We start from the raw sequence: 16,843 nt of genomic DNA, 5'->3' as shown, positions 1-16,843 counted from the left end.
TCGGCGTTAGGGGACCACGGTGAATATAGCCGTGGAGAATGGATTGCCGTTCGTGTCGGTTAGGATTTACTATCGGGGAAAGAAACTTGAACTTCGCAAGGTATTGCTGGACACTGGGTCGGCAAGTACATTGTTGAAGGCCGACGTTGTAGGTGAAATCGGTATTGTCCCTGAAGGTAACGACGTCGTGGATACAATCCGGGGCGTGGAAGGCATCGAGTATGTCTATACGAAAACGTTGGACGGTGTCGATCTACAGTATTACCTGGAAATGGTGCGATCTGGAGAAGGTATTTCCGGCTTGGCAGCGCTGGGCACCTTCGGTCACGAACCGCTTAACCTCAACCATTGAGGTGGCCGCCAAGCAGGTAGGGACCATCGAGTCGACCGGGCAATTGCTGGGCAGTTCAGCTTACCTGCGAGGATTGATCAGACCATTGCTGCGAACCGGAACTCCGGTGAAGGTGATGGTACGAACGGTGCCCTTTATCGAGGCGACCAAGTTTTTTGCCGCGAGGGATCTCAATCTGGAGCCTAAGTTTAAAATCTCCGGGGCTTTTGGGTATAAACCTTTGCCTCGCTGAGGCGTCAGGGTCATCCGTGATTTTCTGTCTCATGCGCCTAACCAGCACTCTACCGTGTGGTGTCAAAGCTTAGGTGGTGCGGGCAGTGCAGTGGGCCGGGTATCTCCGACCGCGACGGCATATCCTCATCGGAAGGCAGAGACGATCTGCGAGCTGTCGGCGCGATGGAGGAATGATGGTGAGCAAGTACTATATAAAGTACCTTGCTCACCAAATTATTGTTGTAGCTGTAGCGATAAAAGGTTGATAAAGCTAAAGAGTTAAAGATATCTAACGTTTTGTTTTTCCAGTGCTTCTTGGACCTTTTTCACGCTGACTTTGCTGGTTGGAGTTTGTTCCTTTATTGATACTGCTGCGGCAACGCCTGCCGCTTGTCCAGTTGAAACACAACATGCCATATTACGGAAAGAGACATGAGCAACTCTATCACCACTTATTGATCGCCCAGCTACCAGAAGGTTCTCAATCTTCTTCGGAAGAATACAGCCATAAGGAATATGATAGTAGCGACCAGTCGTGGGCTTGATAAGATAGCCAATTCCATCAATGAACTCCGGGAAAATAGCAACACTATCTTCGAAGCGGGCTTGCTCCATTACATCGGTAGCAGTGAGATAATAGTGCCCCTCGATTTTTCTCGATTCCCGCGTTCCAAGCGTCATGCCAAAATTACGAAGCTTTGCTTTTTCAAACCCCGGTACCTTGTTGCGCAATATTTCTACACAATGCAAAGCATTTCGTCTCCCTGTAATTTCCGCCTGAGTCAAATCTACTACATCCGTACAATCTATATTACCGATGAATACAACATTTAACTGGGTCACTTCTCCTTCATCAGTAATACTACTCCACGTCCCCCCCAGGCTTACATTTTCGTCATTGGGAACAAGATTTTCTTGTACAGCTTCTACAAATGGCTTTTCAAAATAGGGGCTAAATAAATCGTCTTCTTTACCACCTGTTTGAATCTCCCAATAGCCGCCCCAATCTTTGTAGGTAGGTTTCAAATCATTATGAATATATTCTTTGAATCGCTTAGTGTCTACTCCCTTACAGTGAAACATTGTGGTCACACTCATTAACTCTTCTTTGGGTGCTTTTGTATATGGAGCTCCTGCGAGTGCTGCAATATCAGCATCACCAGTACAGTCGATTACCCGTTTAGCGAGAACAGCGAAACGACCCGATTTACTCTCAGCGACAACACCCTTTATTTCACCATCTTCTACAATTGCAGATACTGCCATACAATGTAGCAATGGGCGAACACCTGCTTGTTCGAGCATTACATCAGCGACATATTTAAACATTTCGCCATCTAATGCCTGACTATTGGACTGACACTCAGGATTATCTCCAGCTATTTCAGCACATGTATCTTCAAATTCTGTTATGAGTCCACGTCCATCAATTGTGGCATCATGACGATACCATGCGAAGCCTTCTACACCAACATGGGTTATTACGCCGCCAAAACATCCGTAACGCTCCATAAGCATGGTATCAGCTCCTTCACGTGCTGCAGCTATAGCGGCTGCAAGACCTGATGGACCACCTCCTACCACCAATACATCAACCTCGGCATGTACAGGAATTTTGCGACCGCTTTCATGAACAAAATCCAATTAAATCACCCTTTCATAGTTGTCTCTCAATCAGAGTCTATATATTTTCGAACGTCTTTGAGGAAATTACGTATCATTTTATAAAAGATAAATAAAATCGGAATGGAGCCTAGGACTGAACATAACTTTGCTGCATCGATACCACCTACTATAAGGAGGACTATTGGCCATGCAATAATTGCAATACTCCATAGCAATCTGCAAAATTTACTTGGATCCATATCGTCGGTAATATCTTTAGTAGCGATAGACGCCAAGATATATGCAGAAGAATCACAAGTAGTAGTTAAGAAGATGAAAGTAATTATAATGAAGGCGAAGATTACAATGTTTCCAAAAGGAAGTGAATTTAGCAGTGCTATAATGGCTTCATAATCTCCTCCAGCTTGCAATTTTCCTATAGTATCTACAGAGCCACTCAACTGCTTATCAATCCCATAACCACCTAATACAGTTTGGAATAACCAGGAGCCTACACTGCCCATAATAGTGGTGCTTACAGCAACTTGCCTTATGGTCCGTCCGCGAGAGATCTTTGCTATGAATAAACCCATAATTGGTACATAAGAAATCCACCAGGCCCAATAGAAAACCGTCCAATTCTGAGGAAAACCGCTTTTGTTAATTGGATCTGTGTAGAAACTCATATAGGAAAAATTCTGAAGCATGACTCCAAGACTATTAGCGGCATTATTCGCAATGAAAGAAGTAGAGCCAGCAAGGGCGACATATAGAATAAAACCTAGAGCAATAATCGAATTGAAGTTACTTAGGAATTTTACTCCTTTGTTTATCCCGGAAATAGCACTAGCCCCGAATAAAAAAGCCAAAAAGAGAGCAATAATGATATTTCCTACTAGGCTGGGTACAATACCAAATAAATGGTATAACCCTTGGGATATCATTGGAGTACCAATTGCAGCACTAACTGCAACACCAGCACTAAGGCCTATAATCACAAAAGTATCTACTATTTTTCCGAATTTTTCTTTGCCGTTTTCTTTGGTGAATCCACAGGCAACACTAATACGCAGGTTAGGTATTTTCTTCACGAAATAATAGAATGCGATTATAACAGCAGCCATCGCATAAGTTGCCCACCCACTTAGACCCCAATGGAACATTGTATAGCCTACAGATATTTCTGCTGCTTGCGAAGACATAGGCTCTAATCCAAAGGGAGGAGACATCATATAGTAACCCCATTCAATAAGCCCCCAGTAGAGGATACTTGATCCTATGCAAGAGCAGAACAACATGCTGCCCCAACTTAATGTAGAATGTGGCGGAGGACCCTCACCTAAGCGAATATTCCCAATTTTCGAAACGCTTACATAACCAAGCAACAACAGAACTAAGAAAATATAAATTTGATATATACCACCAAACACATTAGTTGTTAGTTCAAATATTGTACTTAATAGTGAGTTGCTTGACACATTTGCAAAAAGGAAAAAGAAGGAAATCGCTAAAAGGATGAGAAGACTCGGAATTGTGATAGACCAGTCGATTTGCGGTTTCTGGCCCTTTGTCTGCACGAGATCACCCCTGTCTATGTAGCCTAAGTGTACATTGCAGTAATATCTAGAATACGGTCTTTAATGGGCGGATGCTGGAGCTCATTCTTAATTAACAGAGGCAGCAGCTTCATCGACACCAGCTGATTTCTTCAGCTTTGCCTTTTTGTTCATGTTTTGTAGAATAAATGACGCAATAAGACCAACGACTGCACAACCTAGCATAAATAGGAATACATGACGATACCCACCAATACCCGGCGTTCTATCAACCATGTTGCCTACCGTGGTATATAAGTAAATTTCAGGGAAATAGGTTAGCAGTGACATCAGACCGGCAGCAGTACCGGTGAGACGGTTGGGAATATTGACTTCATCGATAATGGAGAAAAATACAGCGTTTGCACAATAAATGAAAGAACCTAAAGCTACCATATTGGTAAGAGCGAGGCCAACTCTGCCAGCTTCTCCTGGCAAAACTATATAAACAATAGTGAATATAATCATACCAATAAACGCATAGATCATGAATCGTGTTCTAGATTTACATTTATCAGCAATATAACCCCCTAGAAGACCACCCACACCAAACAAGACGTATGCACGCATGATACTGGCAAGCGCCACATTAGATTCACTCATATTAAAAACATCAGAGAGATAAGGTGTAACCATGCCAAAACCGATGTAAATACTCCACATACAGAATGTGACAATACCGGCCATCCACATAGCAGGCATCCTCAATACTTCTTTCATATCAGCGACTTTAAAGTTGCTCTTCTCACCGTCTTTTTTATCCGAATCGATGAAGAACCAACATGCAATCCCTGTAAGTATTGTTACTATCGAATAGAAAATGATCGTGGCTCGAAGGCCGCCAACTCCTTCTCCAAACTTCATGAAAATTGGAACGGAGATAAAGCCTACAATCATGGATGTAAGTCCTTTGCCTAAATACCAGAAACCATAAAGTTTCCCCTGTTCAGAACTATCGCCGAGCTCACGGATAATCCGCACACACACCGCCCAGAAAGTGAAGACCGTCGTGACTGCCCACAATGCGTGAAGAAGAACTATCATAAAATAGGACGGGAATGTTGCATAGTAAAAACCGGTTAAACCAGTTGAAACCAATGAAAATGTCAATAAGTTACGTGCAGAGAATCTGTCGGCGGCCCAACCGCCGGGAAGGTATAGAATGAAGTTGATTAAGCCGTATGCGCTCATCAGTAACCCAAGTTGTGCATTCGTTGCCCCCGTAGCTTCTTGCATCGCAGCGTAGTAGGTTTCACGAAGGTAAGGCAGTTTATAGATCAAACTTCCAGCTATACCGAGGAGCACCAGGATTAACCATTTTCTCCAATTGCTATTATTCATTGCTTTTGCCATAAAATACCCCTTTCATCATTACGCTTTTTAATAAATTATTGTAGGAAAGAGAATAAGCAAAAAATGGAGCAAGAATGTTGTCGAGTAATCCAACCCCTCTCCGGAAAAGTTTCAATAAACAAAACTTAATTTCATTTATAGATTATCATCCCAATCTTCTAGTTGTCAATATCATAGATTTTATAATTTGTGACAATAAAAAATCAGCGGTAACAGAGATTTTTCCTCTGTATCACCGCTGATTTTGAACTGCTATATGAAAGAACTTTAAACGTTTATGAAATTCGATATTAATAATCATAACCTAGTTTGATAGATATATCATGTGTTGCTTTCAATAAGTATTCAACTCGATCTGCAATAAATGATTGAGTGAATCGTGTAACAGGTCCAGTTACGCTGACCCCGGCTATTATTTTACCGCTGTAGTCATATATAGGGGATGCTACGCAACGTGCTCCGATTTCGCATTCCTCCTCATCAATAGCGTATCCATTCTTTTTTACGAGCTCAAGCTCATCTAGAAGTTGTTGCTTGCTAGTGAGGGTCTTAGGCGTAATTCGGGACAAGCCACATATCTCAACATAGTGATCCAATTGTTTTTCTGAATACTGGGTAAGGAAGACCTTACCAACCGCAGTGCAATATAAGGGTGCAACATTTCCAATTCTTTGCATAGATCGTATCATTTGATCCGGACCTTCTACCACGTCGATATAAACTACCTTCATATCTTGCTCCAAGGATAAACATACCGATTCACCAAAGATTTTAGTTATCTCTTTCAAGTAATCTGCTGCGATGGAGCGAATGTTTGTTTTCGAACTAACCTTATTAGCAATATTGCATATTTTATAAGTTAAATAGTATTTAAGAGTCTCAGGATCTTGTGCTACATAACCACACTTCATCATTGTATTCAAAAAGCGGAGTGTAGTGCTATTGTTAATCCCTAATTCCTTGGAAATGTCCAGCAATCTTATAGGTTCGCCTATTTCAGCTAACAGTTCCAATATACTAAGGAGCTTCTCTGAAGACATATTTATTTGAGGTTTTTTTGGGCTTTCTTGAACTGGGCACATATGATATTCCTTTCTTTTTGAACTATTGTTTATACAACAAATGATACCATTTATGATTTCAATAATCAAGATTAGATGTTGTTATTAAAACTAATAATTGATTTCTGAAATATGCTATGGTATATTGTTGATAAACAAAACTTAATTTCAATAATCAAAATTAATAAGGAGGAAAAAATAATGGGCACGATGAAAGTGTCGGAGGTAATTGTGAAAATATTAGAAGCAGAAGGTATCAAGGCTGCTTTTGGAATACCGGGTGCTGGCATCAACGGTATCAAGGCTGCTTTTGGAATACCGGGTGCTGGCATCAACGGCATTTATAAGTATCTTGGTGAAAGCAATATCGAACATTATTGTAATCGTCATGAAGAAGCCAGCGTTCATGCGGCAGGCGGTTATTTCCGTGCCAGTGGTGAAATGGCAGTGGCTTTGTGCACATCAGGTCCTGGAGCGACAAATTTCGTTACTGGCGTTTATACATGTAATATTGACAGCATTCCAGTAGTGGCGATAACAGGACAAGCGGTGACTGCCCAACTGGGCAAGGATGCTTTTCAGTGTGTGGATATTGCCCAAATATGTGAACCCGTTACCAAAAAGACTTATTGCATCACCGATCCTGAAGCAGTTGTTGAGACATTTGCCGAAGCGTTTCGTATTGCACGTGAGGGAAAACCTGGTGCTGTAGTTATTGACTTGCCGCTTGACGTACAAAACAGTGATATTGAGTTTGATCCGACTACTTACAAATCATTGTCCTATGAAGTTCCTTCTCCAGATCAGGATAAGATTGAACAGGCCATCACTATGATCAGGAATGCGAAGAATCCTTTGTTGCTTATGGGCGGAGGGGTAATTCTTGCCGATGCTACGGAGAAATGTGTGCAATTGGCGGAAACTTTGAATATGCCAGTAATTACTACATATATGGCGAAGGGAGGTATTCCTGAAGACCATAAATTAAATGCTGGACATTGTGGAATCCAAGTTGGTCAGCCAATTGGCAATAAAGTTTTCCTGGATTCTGATCTGGTACTAGGTATTGGCTGCAGATTCACAGATAGGCATACAGGTGCAATTGATGTATATCGCAGAGACAGAAAATTCATTCACATTAATATTGAGCCGGGAGAAATAGGGAAGATTTTCGAACCAGAACTTGGTATTGTTGCTGACGCAGCACTTGCCATTGACGCCCTGCTTGTTGAAGCACAAAAATGTAACTACAAGAGCAATCATGTTGATGTAGAAGCTCTTCCACAATTACGAAGTGAAATGGCGAGAAAAACGAATTATAGTCAACAACCGATTATTCCACATCGAGTATTTGAAGAACTGAATAAGTATTTTGGTGATAACGCAATATTTACTACCGGTTGTGGAATTACACAAATATGGTCTGGCCAACTCCAGCAAATCAATCAACCGCGATTGTATCTGGCCTCTGGTGGTGCTGGAACATTAGGTTATGATATTCCTGCCGCGTTTGGTGCAGCAGTGGCAACTGGAAAACAAGCAGTAGCAGTGATGGGTGACTTTGGCTTTACATTCCACGCTCAGGAATTGGCGGTTTGTGCCAAGAATAAGATACCTGTGATCGTTGTTGTAGTGAATAATGCATACCTTGGTCTTATTCGCCAGAATCAAAAATATGCTTATGGCTATGAATGTGATGTGGCTATGGAAGAAAATCAAGGCATGATGGATTATGTAAAAGTAGCAGAGGGTTTTGCTTGTTATGGTGAAAGAGTTTTTGATCCCGAAGAAATTCCAGCGGCTTTAAAGCGAGCTCAAGAATCCGGCAAACCTGCTGTAATTGATATTATTTGTGATCAAAATGTAGATTGCTCGATGGGCACCGCTCTCGATAATTGTAGAGAATTTGTATACTAATCTTTTAATAGAGGCTGTTTCCCAATGGGACAGCCTTAAAAATTATATGATTGGAGTGTTTTTGGATGAAGGAATCCATTCATAAGTATTTTAAAGTTGGGTTAGTAAGCTTTATGGCTTATCCGTCGACAATTAGGGGTGAAGACCCTAATGTAGTTGAAATAATACGCAAGATTGCATGTGATGATTATTTTGATGCGATCGAGGTCAATTGGATAAAAGATAAGAAAATACGTTCAGAGGCAGCTGGATTGCTGGAAACTTCTCACTTAACAGTATGTTATGGTGCTCAACCGCACTTGTTAACTACTGGACTGAATGCAAATCATATAGACGAAGGGCAGCGTCAACAAGCCGAATTAACATTGATGGGAGCTATCGACGAAGCAGAGGAACTTGGTTCTCAAGGTATTGCATTTCTATCTGGAAAATGGGAAGAAGCAACCAAGGAACTTGCATATCAACAGTTGTTAACAACGACTTGTAACCTTTGTGAATATGCGAAAACGAAAAATATGATGGTTGAACTGGAAGTCTTTGACTATGATATTGCCAAAGCTTCACTTATCGGACCAGCCCCATTGGCCGCACGGTTTGCAGCAGATGTGCGTGAGCGTTTCAACAATTTTGGATTGATGATCGATCTTTCTCATATTCCGATGACATATGAAACTCCAGAATTTGTGGTACGAACACTTCGTCCATACATTACACATTTTCATGTAGGCAATACAGTGTGTACAAATACTTCTGATGAGGGCTACGGAGATGAGCATCAGCGTTTTGGATTTCCGGGTGGTTCGAATGATACTAACGAAGTACTTGAATATTTGCGTGTTTTGAAGAATGAAGGTTTCTTTAAATCCGAAGATCCTTATGTCTTTTCCTTTGAGGTGAAACCGTGGAAAGATGAAGATCCTGATATTGTTGTAGCAAATGCCAAAAGAGTACTCAATCGAGCATGGGCATTGTTAGAGGATTAATGCTTTATATTATATCTGATTGACTAAGGAGGCTGTTATGTTGAAAATTGTTATATTAGATGGTTATACAGAAAACCCAGGCGACTTGAGTTGGGACGGGTTTGAGCAATTAGGAGAACTCACTGTTTATGATAGAACATCATTGATAGATCAAGATGAGATTATTACTCGTATAGGTAGTACCGACGTTGTAATTACCAATAAGACCCCTATCTCAGCAGAAACAATCAATTCCTGTCCATCTATTCAATATATTGGAGTGCTTGCTACTGGCTATAATGTTGTAGATGTGGAGGCGGCAAGAGCCAAGAATATCCCGGTATGCAATATTCCAACCTATGGAACGGATGCTGTTGGTCAATTTGCTATCGCATTATTGCTTGAAATTTGCCATCATATCGGTCACCACAGCAATGCCGTGTTTGCTGGTCGCTGGGAGGCTTGTCCAGATTGGTGTTTTTGGGATTATCCACTCATAGAACTCTCCGGCAAAACAATGGGTATTATTGGATTTGGAAGTATTGGACAAACTACCGGAAGAATTGCCAAGGCGCTTGGTATGAATATTGTCGCTTATGATGCATATCCGAATGAAGCTGGACAAGAAATAGCAGAGTATGTTTCTCTAGAAGAATTGTTTGCTAAATCAGATGTAATAAGCTTGCATTGCCCGCTATTTCCTGAGACACAGGGCCTGATTAACCGTGATACCATCGCTAAAATGAAAGATGGGGTTATCCTGCTAAATAATTCAAGAGGTCCATTAATTGTGGAAGAGGATTTGGCCGAAGCATTGAACAGCGGTAAAGTATTTGCGGCGGGCCTTGACGTAGTGTCTTCTGAGCCTATTAGAAGTGATAATCCTTTGTTGAAAGCAAAAAACTGCATTATTACTCCACATATTTCGTGGGCACCAAAAGAAAGCCGTCAAAGACTAATGGAAGTAGCAGTGAGCAATCTGAAAGCTTTTATTGCTGGAGACCCTAAAAATGTAGTCAATTGAGAACAGCAAAATAAGGCCATCTTCTAAGAAAAGTTAGGGGCTATCCTTCAGTCAATGATGTTGACTTTCGAGATAGCCCCTAATTGCTATGCAGGAATTACTTCATAGGCCAGCTTCATAATGACCTCTTTATGTTGCGGGTATTTAGCCAGGAGCTCGTCCTGAGTAAATAGCTCAAAATCTCGGAACTCAAAACCGGGTGAAACCATACAGCCTACTAAAGAGAAGGTATCTAGATCCGTAACAGATGAACCGAAGATACTGTTTTTTGGGACAAGCACTTGCGGGACTTCACCTTGATCCAGGTTTGTACCTAATTTAAATTCTTTATAGTTTCCATTCTCATCAATAACGTGTACCGTTAATGGGCTTCCTGCGTGATAATACCATAGCTCATCAGACTTCAAACGGTGGAAATGAGAGATGTTATCTGAGCCTAGTAGGAAGTAGATGCTTGTATAAAGCAATCTTGTTCCTTCAAAGGAAACAGACAATTGTTGATCGGAGGTCTTTTCCTCAGATTCAAACGTTCTTTTGTAATATCCGCCTTCTGGATGGGGTTCGAGCCCAAGCTTGGTTATATAATACTGTGCATCATGGTTGCTCATCGGTGTATACCTCCGGTTATGTGTGTACTATTCCCTATGATACATCAATTTTTCTAGAATACTCAATGAAAAGGTAAGTGAAACGAAGTGGGCTTAAGCGCATGCTGCATCCGCACAGGCAGCCAATCCGCTCCTGGCGTACAATGAACCATAATTAGTGAGCGAGGTGAACTTCCATGGCACCATCCAAAGAGGTGTTCACACGGGCCAGAAGGTTGCAGGGTCAACCGGTATGTATCACTCTGCACAGCGGTAAGACCTACGTCGGTTATATTACCGACGTCAACAGCAATGGCTTGACGCTGGCTAACGCCGGAGCTCAGCCGCGCACCCCATCCGGGAAGCAAGGCTCCCGGCCTAAGCAGCGCAGAGCTGGCTCCCGCGCTTCGGGCTCGGGCAGCCGTTCCCGCAGCCGCCGGAGCGGCGCACGCAAGCCTTCCGCCCGTTCCCGCAAACCGGACGCCCAGATATCGGCCTTTCTGCCGATGTTGGGCTCGTTGTTTGGGGGATTAGGCGGGCTTGGCGGAGCTGGTACAGGAGCGCTCGGCGGTGTATTGGGCGGCGGCATGCGGCTGTTCGGCATGATCCAGCGATTCATGCCAGTTGTAAAGCTGGGATACGGCATGATCAGGTCCATCCGCCCGTTCTTCAGCGCCGTTCAGGGCTTGATGACGCCAGCTGAAGCTGCAGCGACAGAAGGAAAAACACCATAATCGCAAGAGGAAAAGCCCCCTTGGAATGCTTAAGGGGGCCTTTTATGATCGGAGGTACCAAACGTTTACAGATATAGCTGAAGATTATCTTGGGCCTCGCGCGGCGTATGTCACCGGATGGACCTACTGGTTCTGCTGGATAATGACAGCGATGGCTGACATTATTGCGGTCGGAATCTATGTTCAATACTGGTTTGATATCCCGCAGTGGGTGCCTGAAATCATCTGCTTGATCATTTTACTAGGGCTCAATCTGTTAACTGTGAAAAGTTTTGGGGAGTTGGAATTTTGGTTCGCCATAATTAAGGTAGTTACGATACTCGCATTAATTGCTATTGGGGTTATTCTAGTAGTCATCGGTTTCAAAACAGATGCAGGAAAGGTTTCGGTTCAAAATATCTGGTCACATGGAGGAATATTTCCAAACGGGATGACAGGTTTCTTGCTTTCATTCCAAATGGTTGTGTTTGCGTTTGTCGGCGTGGAACTCGTGGGCGTATCGGCAGCGGAAACGTCCAATCCAGAGAAGAATATCCCATCGGCGATCAATAAAATCCCTCTAAGGATACTGTTCTTATATGTGGGTGCAATTATTGCCCTATTATGTATTAACCCCTGGACGGAACTAAGTCCGGCAGAAAGTCCTTTCGTAAAGACATTTAGTCTGGTTGGGATTCCAATCGCCGCCGGAATTATTAACTTTGTCGTCTTAACTTCGGCTGCTTCTGCATGTAACAGCGGATTGTTTCCAGTACAGCACAAACATTGCGGGCGGCAAAGTTGGAAGTTCTTCCGTGATTTGTTTTAAGCGGGTTTGGTTGATCATGTTGATGGAAGTGCCTTGTGGCCGGCCAATATTGCTCGGGATGTAATGTATCGTAATGAAACTTCCAAATTGCCTCGGGGTTGCCCGGGTCGTATTGCCAATCATATTCAAATTGAATCACATGAGGTGCAATGTTTCTACGATCTTGTATGTATTCAGAGGCGTGCAGGGTTCCACCTTTATGTTTGACCCGAATCGTCTTTCGAACTTGTGGATAACAATCACGCCCCTCTTTGTTACCAGAAATAATATCGCTATCAATAATATCATCAAATTCGTTACGTACGTATTCCCAATCGGTGGGGACAATGGGAGGCTTAGGTACGTGGTTTTCGACGTATTCACTATATCGACTCATGAAAGCTCCTCAAGCCTCGCCATGTAAAATCGCCAACGGGAACGGTCGCTTTCCTGTTCATTTGTGAGGTTTTCACAATCAAATGCATCGTTGAAATCCTTCCCACCATACTTTTGTTTAAGCAATTCAATTTGGCCGACTAGCATATCCCTTTCATCATCATCGGCAAATGATTTGTTCTCTTGGCGTCTGTAACGTTCGACGATCAGTCCAAGTGGCTCAATACGCCTATCGCGATGTTGAAATGGAGTGAAATGTGGAATTCGCGCATGTTTATGCGGCTCGCGCTGATAGTTAATAAATCGGCCTTCATCAATCCAATTATTAATAGCAGTCACTGAAACATTGAAAACTTCAGCCAGATAGGTTGTTTTATAGCTATCATACATTGTTGATTCAGCAGCCGAACGCGCATTTAAATCCACATAGTCAATCAGACTTTCAACGGCAGCAGTAACCTCTGACTCAGGATCACTGGCATGTGTAATGATGGCATAATCACGCATCAGCTCAACCAAGCTCTTTAAAGAACGGGCGTTTAATGTAAGAGTTTCATTGTCTTCCTTTTCCGTGATGGCTTTAATCAACTCTCTTGTTTGATCCCGGGCTTCTACGGTTGTCACTAAACTCACCCTCTCGTTTATAATGTCTCTCACCTCCCATCTTAGCAAACTGCAAGTTGAAGTACAATGAAACTACAAGGTAAACTATAACTAATCTATGTCCTTATCCTATCCGATATGATTTCCAATCATACCTTGAGTTGTATACGAACCCCTCCAACCCATTGGGCATAAGCTGATATATGCTGATTTGAGAGGATGTTTCAGTATGTATCCTTATTGCCTGGGAATCCATCAGTTTCCCTATGTTGATTATCGATTTTTGCCTCATATGCCTTGCGGATATTACTCCCTTAAGGAAGGAAGATGGTTCTGGCGGCAAGATGCCTTGGGAGCCGAGAATAGCAATCCGCCCCATGCGCAACAGAGGCTTACCTTCGTACTTGTGCATGGCTCTTGGGCCGACGCTCATTTCTGGGATGGCATAGCGGCGGCGTTGCGCAGGAATGGGCATACCGTCTATACCCCGGAATATGCGGGTCATGGAGAAGATCCTAACAGAAATGTGACGCATGCGATGATTACGCAGTCTGTAGTCGATTTTATAACGAGGTTGAATCTCCACGATATCATTCTGGTCGGGCATAGCTTTGGCGGAACAGTAATTCAAAAGGTAGCAGAACAGGTACCCGATCGCATTAAGCGCCTGATCTTTTGGGATGCCTTCGTATTGAAGGACGGTGAATCTGTTTCCGACGAGGTACCGCCTCAGACAAGGCAAGGATTCGAGCAACTCAGAGCTAGTTCGAAGGACGATACAATCATGCTTCCATTTCCGTTATTCCGGGATCTGTTTGTCAATACGGCTAACCTGGATGTAGCCCGGCAGATTTATGCAGGCGTTGTTCCTGAACCGGCTAAGCCACTGTTTGAGAAACTGGATCTTAAAGCGTTCTACGTATTGCCAACACCGAAAAGCTATGTTTATTTTTATCAGGATAACGTACTGCCACAGGGAGAAGGATTCGGCTGGAATCCGCATATGTCCACACGGCTAGGTCAGTTCCGGCTGATCGTCGGTGATGGAGACCACATGACAGATTCGCGGACAAGGCCAGCGATGGTGGCGCAGAAGCTTTACGAGGCGGGCCGGGACTGATAAGATAAATGTAACTATAGAACTGATCTTATAGGGCACCCCCACGGGTGCCCTTAAAATTTGCTATTACTCAATCGCTAGAAATAGCTCAGCAGTATGTATAGATATTGTAAAGTTATAGCTGGTAAACTGATAATTTTGAGGTATAAGCAAGTTGCTCTATTTAACAAGTGGAGGCAGACGTAAAAAGTGGAGGTAACTAAGAATGCTAACTATGAATAAACAGCAGATAACGAACGAATTGATCGTCAAGGCGATGGAACGGAATCTTGCCATGATCCGTTTCGGCATCGATCGAAAAGTAACCTATGTTAACGAGGTATTCGCCAGTGCGATGGGATACTCCATTGAGGATATATTAAAAATGCAGCATCGGGACTTATGTTTTGACTCCTTTGCAAGTTCACCAGACTATGAGCAGTTCTGGAGTGAGCTACTGTCCGGGCAGAGCTTCCAGGATAAGGTTGAGCGGAGAAATGCTCGTGGTGAAATAGTGTGGTTAGAGGCAACCTATATGCCGGTATATGATGATCTGGACTCTGAGATCATTGGCATATTAAAAATAGCAACGGACATTTCCGAACGTCAGTTCAGCCTAGCTACCGTGGTTAAGGAATTGGAGTCTACCTCCCAAGTTCTGAGTCAGCAAGCAGAAGTGGGAATTAATCGGAGTCGGGAACTTCTGTTCGGCGTGGATCGGATTGCAGAGATTTCAGAGGATAACATTCTTACACTTAAGGGGCTACAGGAGCAGGCCAAATTGATTCAGGGGATTGTGGAAACCATCCGTAATATTGCATCTCAGACCAATCTTCTTTCTTTAAATGCAGCGATTGAGGCCGCTCATGCGGGTCCGTATGGCAGAGGGTTTGACGTAGTAGCCAAGGAGGTGCGCAAGCTATCCGGTGAAGTGTCTGAATCCATCATCAAGGTTCAGGGAACCATTGGAGGAATTACGAAGGAAATATCTGAGATTTCAAAAGGAATCAATCGCGCTGAGTCTTCGATCTTAGAGAGCCAAAAGCAAATACGTGTCACTATGGAAGACTTCAACAGCATTGTTACTTTCGCTCAGAAGCTAGACGAGCAGGCGCGAAACGTTGCTGAGAATATTTGAGATTCTGCGTCGGGCTATTCTATCATATAGCCTGGGTTATTTTCCTCTTGATGGAAATTTACTAGTTTGATATGATAGACTCAACAAAAAGCGACTCACGATAACGGCAAACTTGTCGAAAGGCAAGGACGCAAAGCTACAGGGTCTTCTTGACGGAAAGTCAATGACAGCCAGCTACCGAATGGATATGCTTTTTTTGTTTTTATGGACAAGCATCCATTATATTCCGTGAAACTCTAATACGATAACGGCAAACTCGTCGAAAGACTAGGACGCAAAGCTACAGGGCCTTCTTGATGTAAAGTCAATGGCAGCCTGGCTACCGAAGGGAGTTTTATAGTATGCGCAGAACACTGATCATGATCGTCGGACTTTTTGTGTTATTGGGCTGGGTTTCGGTACCGGGTGTAGAAGCCGCGCAATCTGCGGATTGGCTGGGCTTGGAGCAGTTGGACCGTGGAATGATCGCCATCCGGTATGATGTGAAGGCTGGTGTCAAGACGAAGCTTATTGTCGCGAAGGATCAGAGCCAATATACTTATGTGCTTTCGGCTAGCAAGCCGCAGGAAGTATTTCCACTGCAAATGGGCAATGGGGATTATACAGTTACCGTGCTAGAACAAGTCAGCGGTACGAAATATCAGATTAGTCACAAAGCGGTAGTTCCGCTTCAACTGGAGAATGACAGCAAGGTGTTCCTGAACTCTATACAGAACGTCAATTGGAGCGAAGGGGACAAGCCTATCCAGCTTGCGAAGAAGTTAACCCGGTCTGCCCAATCGGATGAAGAGAGGGTACAGACCATTTATGAATATATCATCGGAACGATCCGATATGACAAGTCGCTTGCATCCAGCAAGCTGACAGACTATCTGCCTGATATTAATCGCACGATGACAGGGAAGAAAGGGATTTGCTACGACTATGCTTCTCTATTCGCTTCTATGCTGCGGAGTATCGGCATACCGACTAAGCTTGTGATGGGAACGTCGCAATACGTCGATGTATATCACGCCTGGAATGAGGTTTACTTGAATGGCAAATGGGTAACCGTGGATACGACCGTCGATGCGGGCTGGAGAGCTAGTAAGTCTGAATTTCAAATGATGAAGGATGCCTCTCAATATTCGGCAGCCAAATATTACTAATCCGAATAGAATTCTCCCAAGCTTTGGACGAAAGGTCCAAGGCTTGTTCGTGTTGTTCAGAAATTGTAAAGATTCCCCAGGTATAATGCAAGAAGCCCATTTGGTTCTGAACGAAACTACAAACATAATGAATCGTGCGCCAAAAAAATATGGCGGAGGTGATGGACAGGGAAGTTCTTTTGACGGCATACAATTCAGTGACATATGAGGCCCGATTTGCGCACGCTCGACTAGCAAGATCGGAACCGAACATTATGAGGGTGATGTAG

General features: G+C 43.3%; 14 protein-coding genes, 2 pseudogenes and 2 riboswitches. Of the genes and pseudogenes, 10 read left to right on the top strand and 6 right to left on the bottom strand.

All coding sequences use genetic code 11. The features are described 5' to 3' along the window. The first annotated feature begins 19 nt into the window (after nucleotides 1-19). Nucleotides 20-352 carry a hypothetical protein gene (locus BFJ94_RS25895; protein WP_229717088.1) on the top strand — a complete coding sequence of 111 codons (333 nt, stop codon included), beginning with the start codon at nucleotides 20-22 and terminating at the stop codon, nucleotides 350-352. Then, nucleotides 240-770, top strand: a pseudogene (locus BFJ94_RS18600) (FAD-binding oxidoreductase); the annotation flags it as partial. The gene BFJ94_RS25895 and the pseudogene BFJ94_RS18600, both read left to right, overlap by 113 nt. A 74-nt stretch (nucleotides 771-844) precedes the next feature. Here BFJ94_RS18600 and BFJ94_RS18595 read toward each other — a convergent pair. From BFJ94_RS18595 to BFJ94_RS18580, 4 genes are all read right to left on the bottom strand, one after another. Continuing rightward, on the bottom strand, nucleotides 845-2,209 hold the full coding sequence (locus BFJ94_RS18595) for an FAD-dependent oxidoreductase (protein WP_120463997.1): 1,365 nt from the start codon (nucleotides 2,207-2,209) through the stop codon (nucleotides 845-847). A gap of 26 nt (nucleotides 2,210-2,235) precedes the next feature. Beyond that, entirely contained in the window at nucleotides 2,236-3,747 is a 1,512-nt protein-coding gene (locus tag BFJ94_RS18590; RefSeq protein WP_162944335.1) for a BCCT family transporter, read from the bottom strand. An 87-nt stretch (nucleotides 3,748-3,834) separates the two neighbouring features. After that, on the bottom strand, nucleotides 3,835-5,118 hold the full coding sequence (locus BFJ94_RS18585; RefSeq protein WP_205571039.1) for an MFS transporter: 1,284 nt from the start codon (nucleotides 5,116-5,118) through the stop codon (nucleotides 3,835-3,837). Between the two features lie 290 nt (nucleotides 5,119-5,408). Beyond that, on the bottom strand, nucleotides 5,409-6,158 hold the full coding sequence (locus BFJ94_RS18580) for an IclR family transcriptional regulator (protein ID WP_229717087.1): 750 nt from the start codon (nucleotides 6,156-6,158) through the stop codon (nucleotides 5,409-5,411). Between the two features lie 222 nt (nucleotides 6,159-6,380). On the opposite strand from BFJ94_RS18580, the gene BFJ94_RS18575 reads away from it, so the two are divergent. The 3 genes from BFJ94_RS18575 (at nucleotide 6,381) to BFJ94_RS18565 (ending at nucleotide 10,082) form a co-directional block, all read left to right on the top strand. Then, complete coding sequence (locus BFJ94_RS18575; RefSeq protein ID WP_205571037.1) at nucleotides 6,381-8,096, top strand: thiamine pyrophosphate-dependent enzyme; 1,716 nt, start codon at nucleotides 6,381-6,383, stop codon at nucleotides 8,094-8,096. A 65-nt stretch (nucleotides 8,097-8,161) separates the two neighbouring features. Next, on the top strand, nucleotides 8,162-9,079 hold the full coding sequence (locus BFJ94_RS18570; protein ID WP_120463994.1) for a sugar phosphate isomerase/epimerase family protein: 918 nt from the start codon (nucleotides 8,162-8,164) through the stop codon (nucleotides 9,077-9,079). A gap of 37 nt (nucleotides 9,080-9,116) precedes the next feature. Further along, the gene (locus BFJ94_RS18565; RefSeq protein WP_438803700.1) at nucleotides 9,117-10,082 is read left to right on the top strand and encodes a D-2-hydroxyacid dehydrogenase; all 966 of its coding nucleotides are present in this window, start codon (nucleotides 9,117-9,119) and stop codon (nucleotides 10,080-10,082) included. An 86-nt stretch (nucleotides 10,083-10,168) separates the two neighbouring features. Here BFJ94_RS18565 and BFJ94_RS18560 read toward each other — a convergent pair whose 3' ends face one another. Continuing rightward, entirely contained in the window at nucleotides 10,169-10,690 is a 522-nt protein-coding gene (locus BFJ94_RS18560) for a cupin domain-containing protein (protein ID WP_120463993.1), read from the bottom strand. A 176-nt stretch (nucleotides 10,691-10,866) separates the two neighbouring features. Here BFJ94_RS18560 and BFJ94_RS18555 point away from each other — a divergent pair, with 176 nt between their 5' ends. Together BFJ94_RS18555 and BFJ94_RS18550 are read left to right on the top strand one after the other, a co-directional pair. Continuing rightward, entirely contained in the window at nucleotides 10,867-11,403 is a 537-nt protein-coding gene (locus tag BFJ94_RS18555; protein WP_120463992.1) for a hypothetical protein, read from the top strand. A gap of 55 nt (nucleotides 11,404-11,458) precedes the next feature. Beyond that, a pseudogene (locus tag BFJ94_RS18550) lies at nucleotides 11,459-12,151 on the top strand (amino acid permease); the annotation flags it as partial. Between the two features lie 432 nt (nucleotides 12,152-12,583). Here the strand turns inward: BFJ94_RS18550 and BFJ94_RS18545 are convergent. Continuing rightward, entirely contained in the window at nucleotides 12,584-13,210 is a 627-nt protein-coding gene (locus tag BFJ94_RS18545) for a hypothetical protein (RefSeq protein WP_120463991.1), read from the bottom strand. Nucleotides 13,211-13,418: 208 nt separating this feature from the next. Between BFJ94_RS18545 and BFJ94_RS18540 the strand changes: the two genes are divergently transcribed. The 3 genes from BFJ94_RS18540 (at nucleotide 13,419) to BFJ94_RS18530 (ending at nucleotide 16,574) form a co-directional block, all read left to right on the top strand. Beyond that, on the top strand, nucleotides 13,419-14,309 hold the full coding sequence (locus tag BFJ94_RS18540; RefSeq protein WP_120463990.1) for an alpha/beta fold hydrolase: 891 nt from the start codon (nucleotides 13,419-13,421) through the stop codon (nucleotides 14,307-14,309). A gap of 205 nt (nucleotides 14,310-14,514) precedes the next feature. Then, complete coding sequence (locus BFJ94_RS18535) at nucleotides 14,515-15,426, top strand: methyl-accepting chemotaxis protein (protein WP_120463989.1); 912 nt, start codon at nucleotides 14,515-14,517, stop codon at nucleotides 15,424-15,426. 95 nt (nucleotides 15,427-15,521) lie between these two features. Beyond that, nucleotides 15,522-15,608, top strand: a riboswitch (cyclic di-GMP riboswitch). Between the two features lie 57 nt (nucleotides 15,609-15,665). Beyond that, a riboswitch (cyclic di-GMP riboswitch) is annotated at nucleotides 15,666-15,753 on the top strand. Nucleotides 15,754-15,767: 14 nt separating this feature from the next. Further along, on the top strand, nucleotides 15,768-16,574 hold the full coding sequence (locus BFJ94_RS18530; RefSeq protein ID WP_120463988.1) for a transglutaminase-like domain-containing protein: 807 nt from the start codon (nucleotides 15,768-15,770) through the stop codon (nucleotides 16,572-16,574). Nucleotides 16,575-16,843: the final 269 nt, after the last annotated feature.

The sequence above is a fragment of the Paenibacillus aceti genome, assembly GCF_003614185.1.
In the GTDB taxonomy this organism is placed as follows: domain Bacteria; phylum Bacillota; class Bacilli; order Paenibacillales; family Paenibacillaceae; genus Fontibacillus; species Fontibacillus aceti.
This window is presented reverse-complemented; position numbering and strand designations above follow the sequence as displayed.

What these genes read in the sequence shown, in the direction of transcription:
- BFJ94_RS18585 (WP_205571039.1), bottom strand. Translation starts at nt 5,118, where the DNA reads ATGGCAAAAGCAATGAATAATAGCAATTGGAGAAAATGGTTAATCCTG.
- BFJ94_RS18580 (WP_229717087.1), bottom strand. Translation starts at nt 6,158, where the DNA reads ATGTCTTCAGAGAAGCTCCTTAGTATATTGGAACTGTTAGCTGAAATA.
- BFJ94_RS18575 (WP_205571037.1), top strand. Translation starts at nt 6,381, where the DNA reads ATGGGCACGATGAAAGTGTCGGAGGTAATTGTGAAAATATTAGAAGCA.
- BFJ94_RS18570 (WP_120463994.1), top strand. Translation starts at nt 8,162, where the DNA reads ATGAAGGAATCCATTCATAAGTATTTTAAAGTTGGGTTAGTAAGCTTT.
- BFJ94_RS18565 (WP_438803700.1), top strand. Translation starts at nt 9,117, where the DNA reads ATGTTGAAAATTGTTATATTAGATGGTTATACAGAAAACCCAGGCGAC.
- BFJ94_RS18560 (WP_120463993.1), bottom strand. Translation starts at nt 10,690, where the DNA reads ATGAGCAACCATGATGCACAGTATTATATAACCAAGCTTGGGCTCGAA.
- BFJ94_RS18555 (WP_120463992.1), top strand. Translation starts at nt 10,867, where the DNA reads ATGGCACCATCCAAAGAGGTGTTCACACGGGCCAGAAGGTTGCAGGGT.
- BFJ94_RS18540 (WP_120463990.1), top strand. Translation starts at nt 13,419, where the DNA reads ATGTATCCTTATTGCCTGGGAATCCATCAGTTTCCCTATGTTGATTAT.
- BFJ94_RS18535 (WP_120463989.1), top strand. Translation starts at nt 14,515, where the DNA reads ATGCTAACTATGAATAAACAGCAGATAACGAACGAATTGATCGTCAAG.
- BFJ94_RS18530 (WP_120463988.1), top strand. Translation starts at nt 15,768, where the DNA reads ATGCGCAGAACACTGATCATGATCGTCGGACTTTTTGTGTTATTGGGC.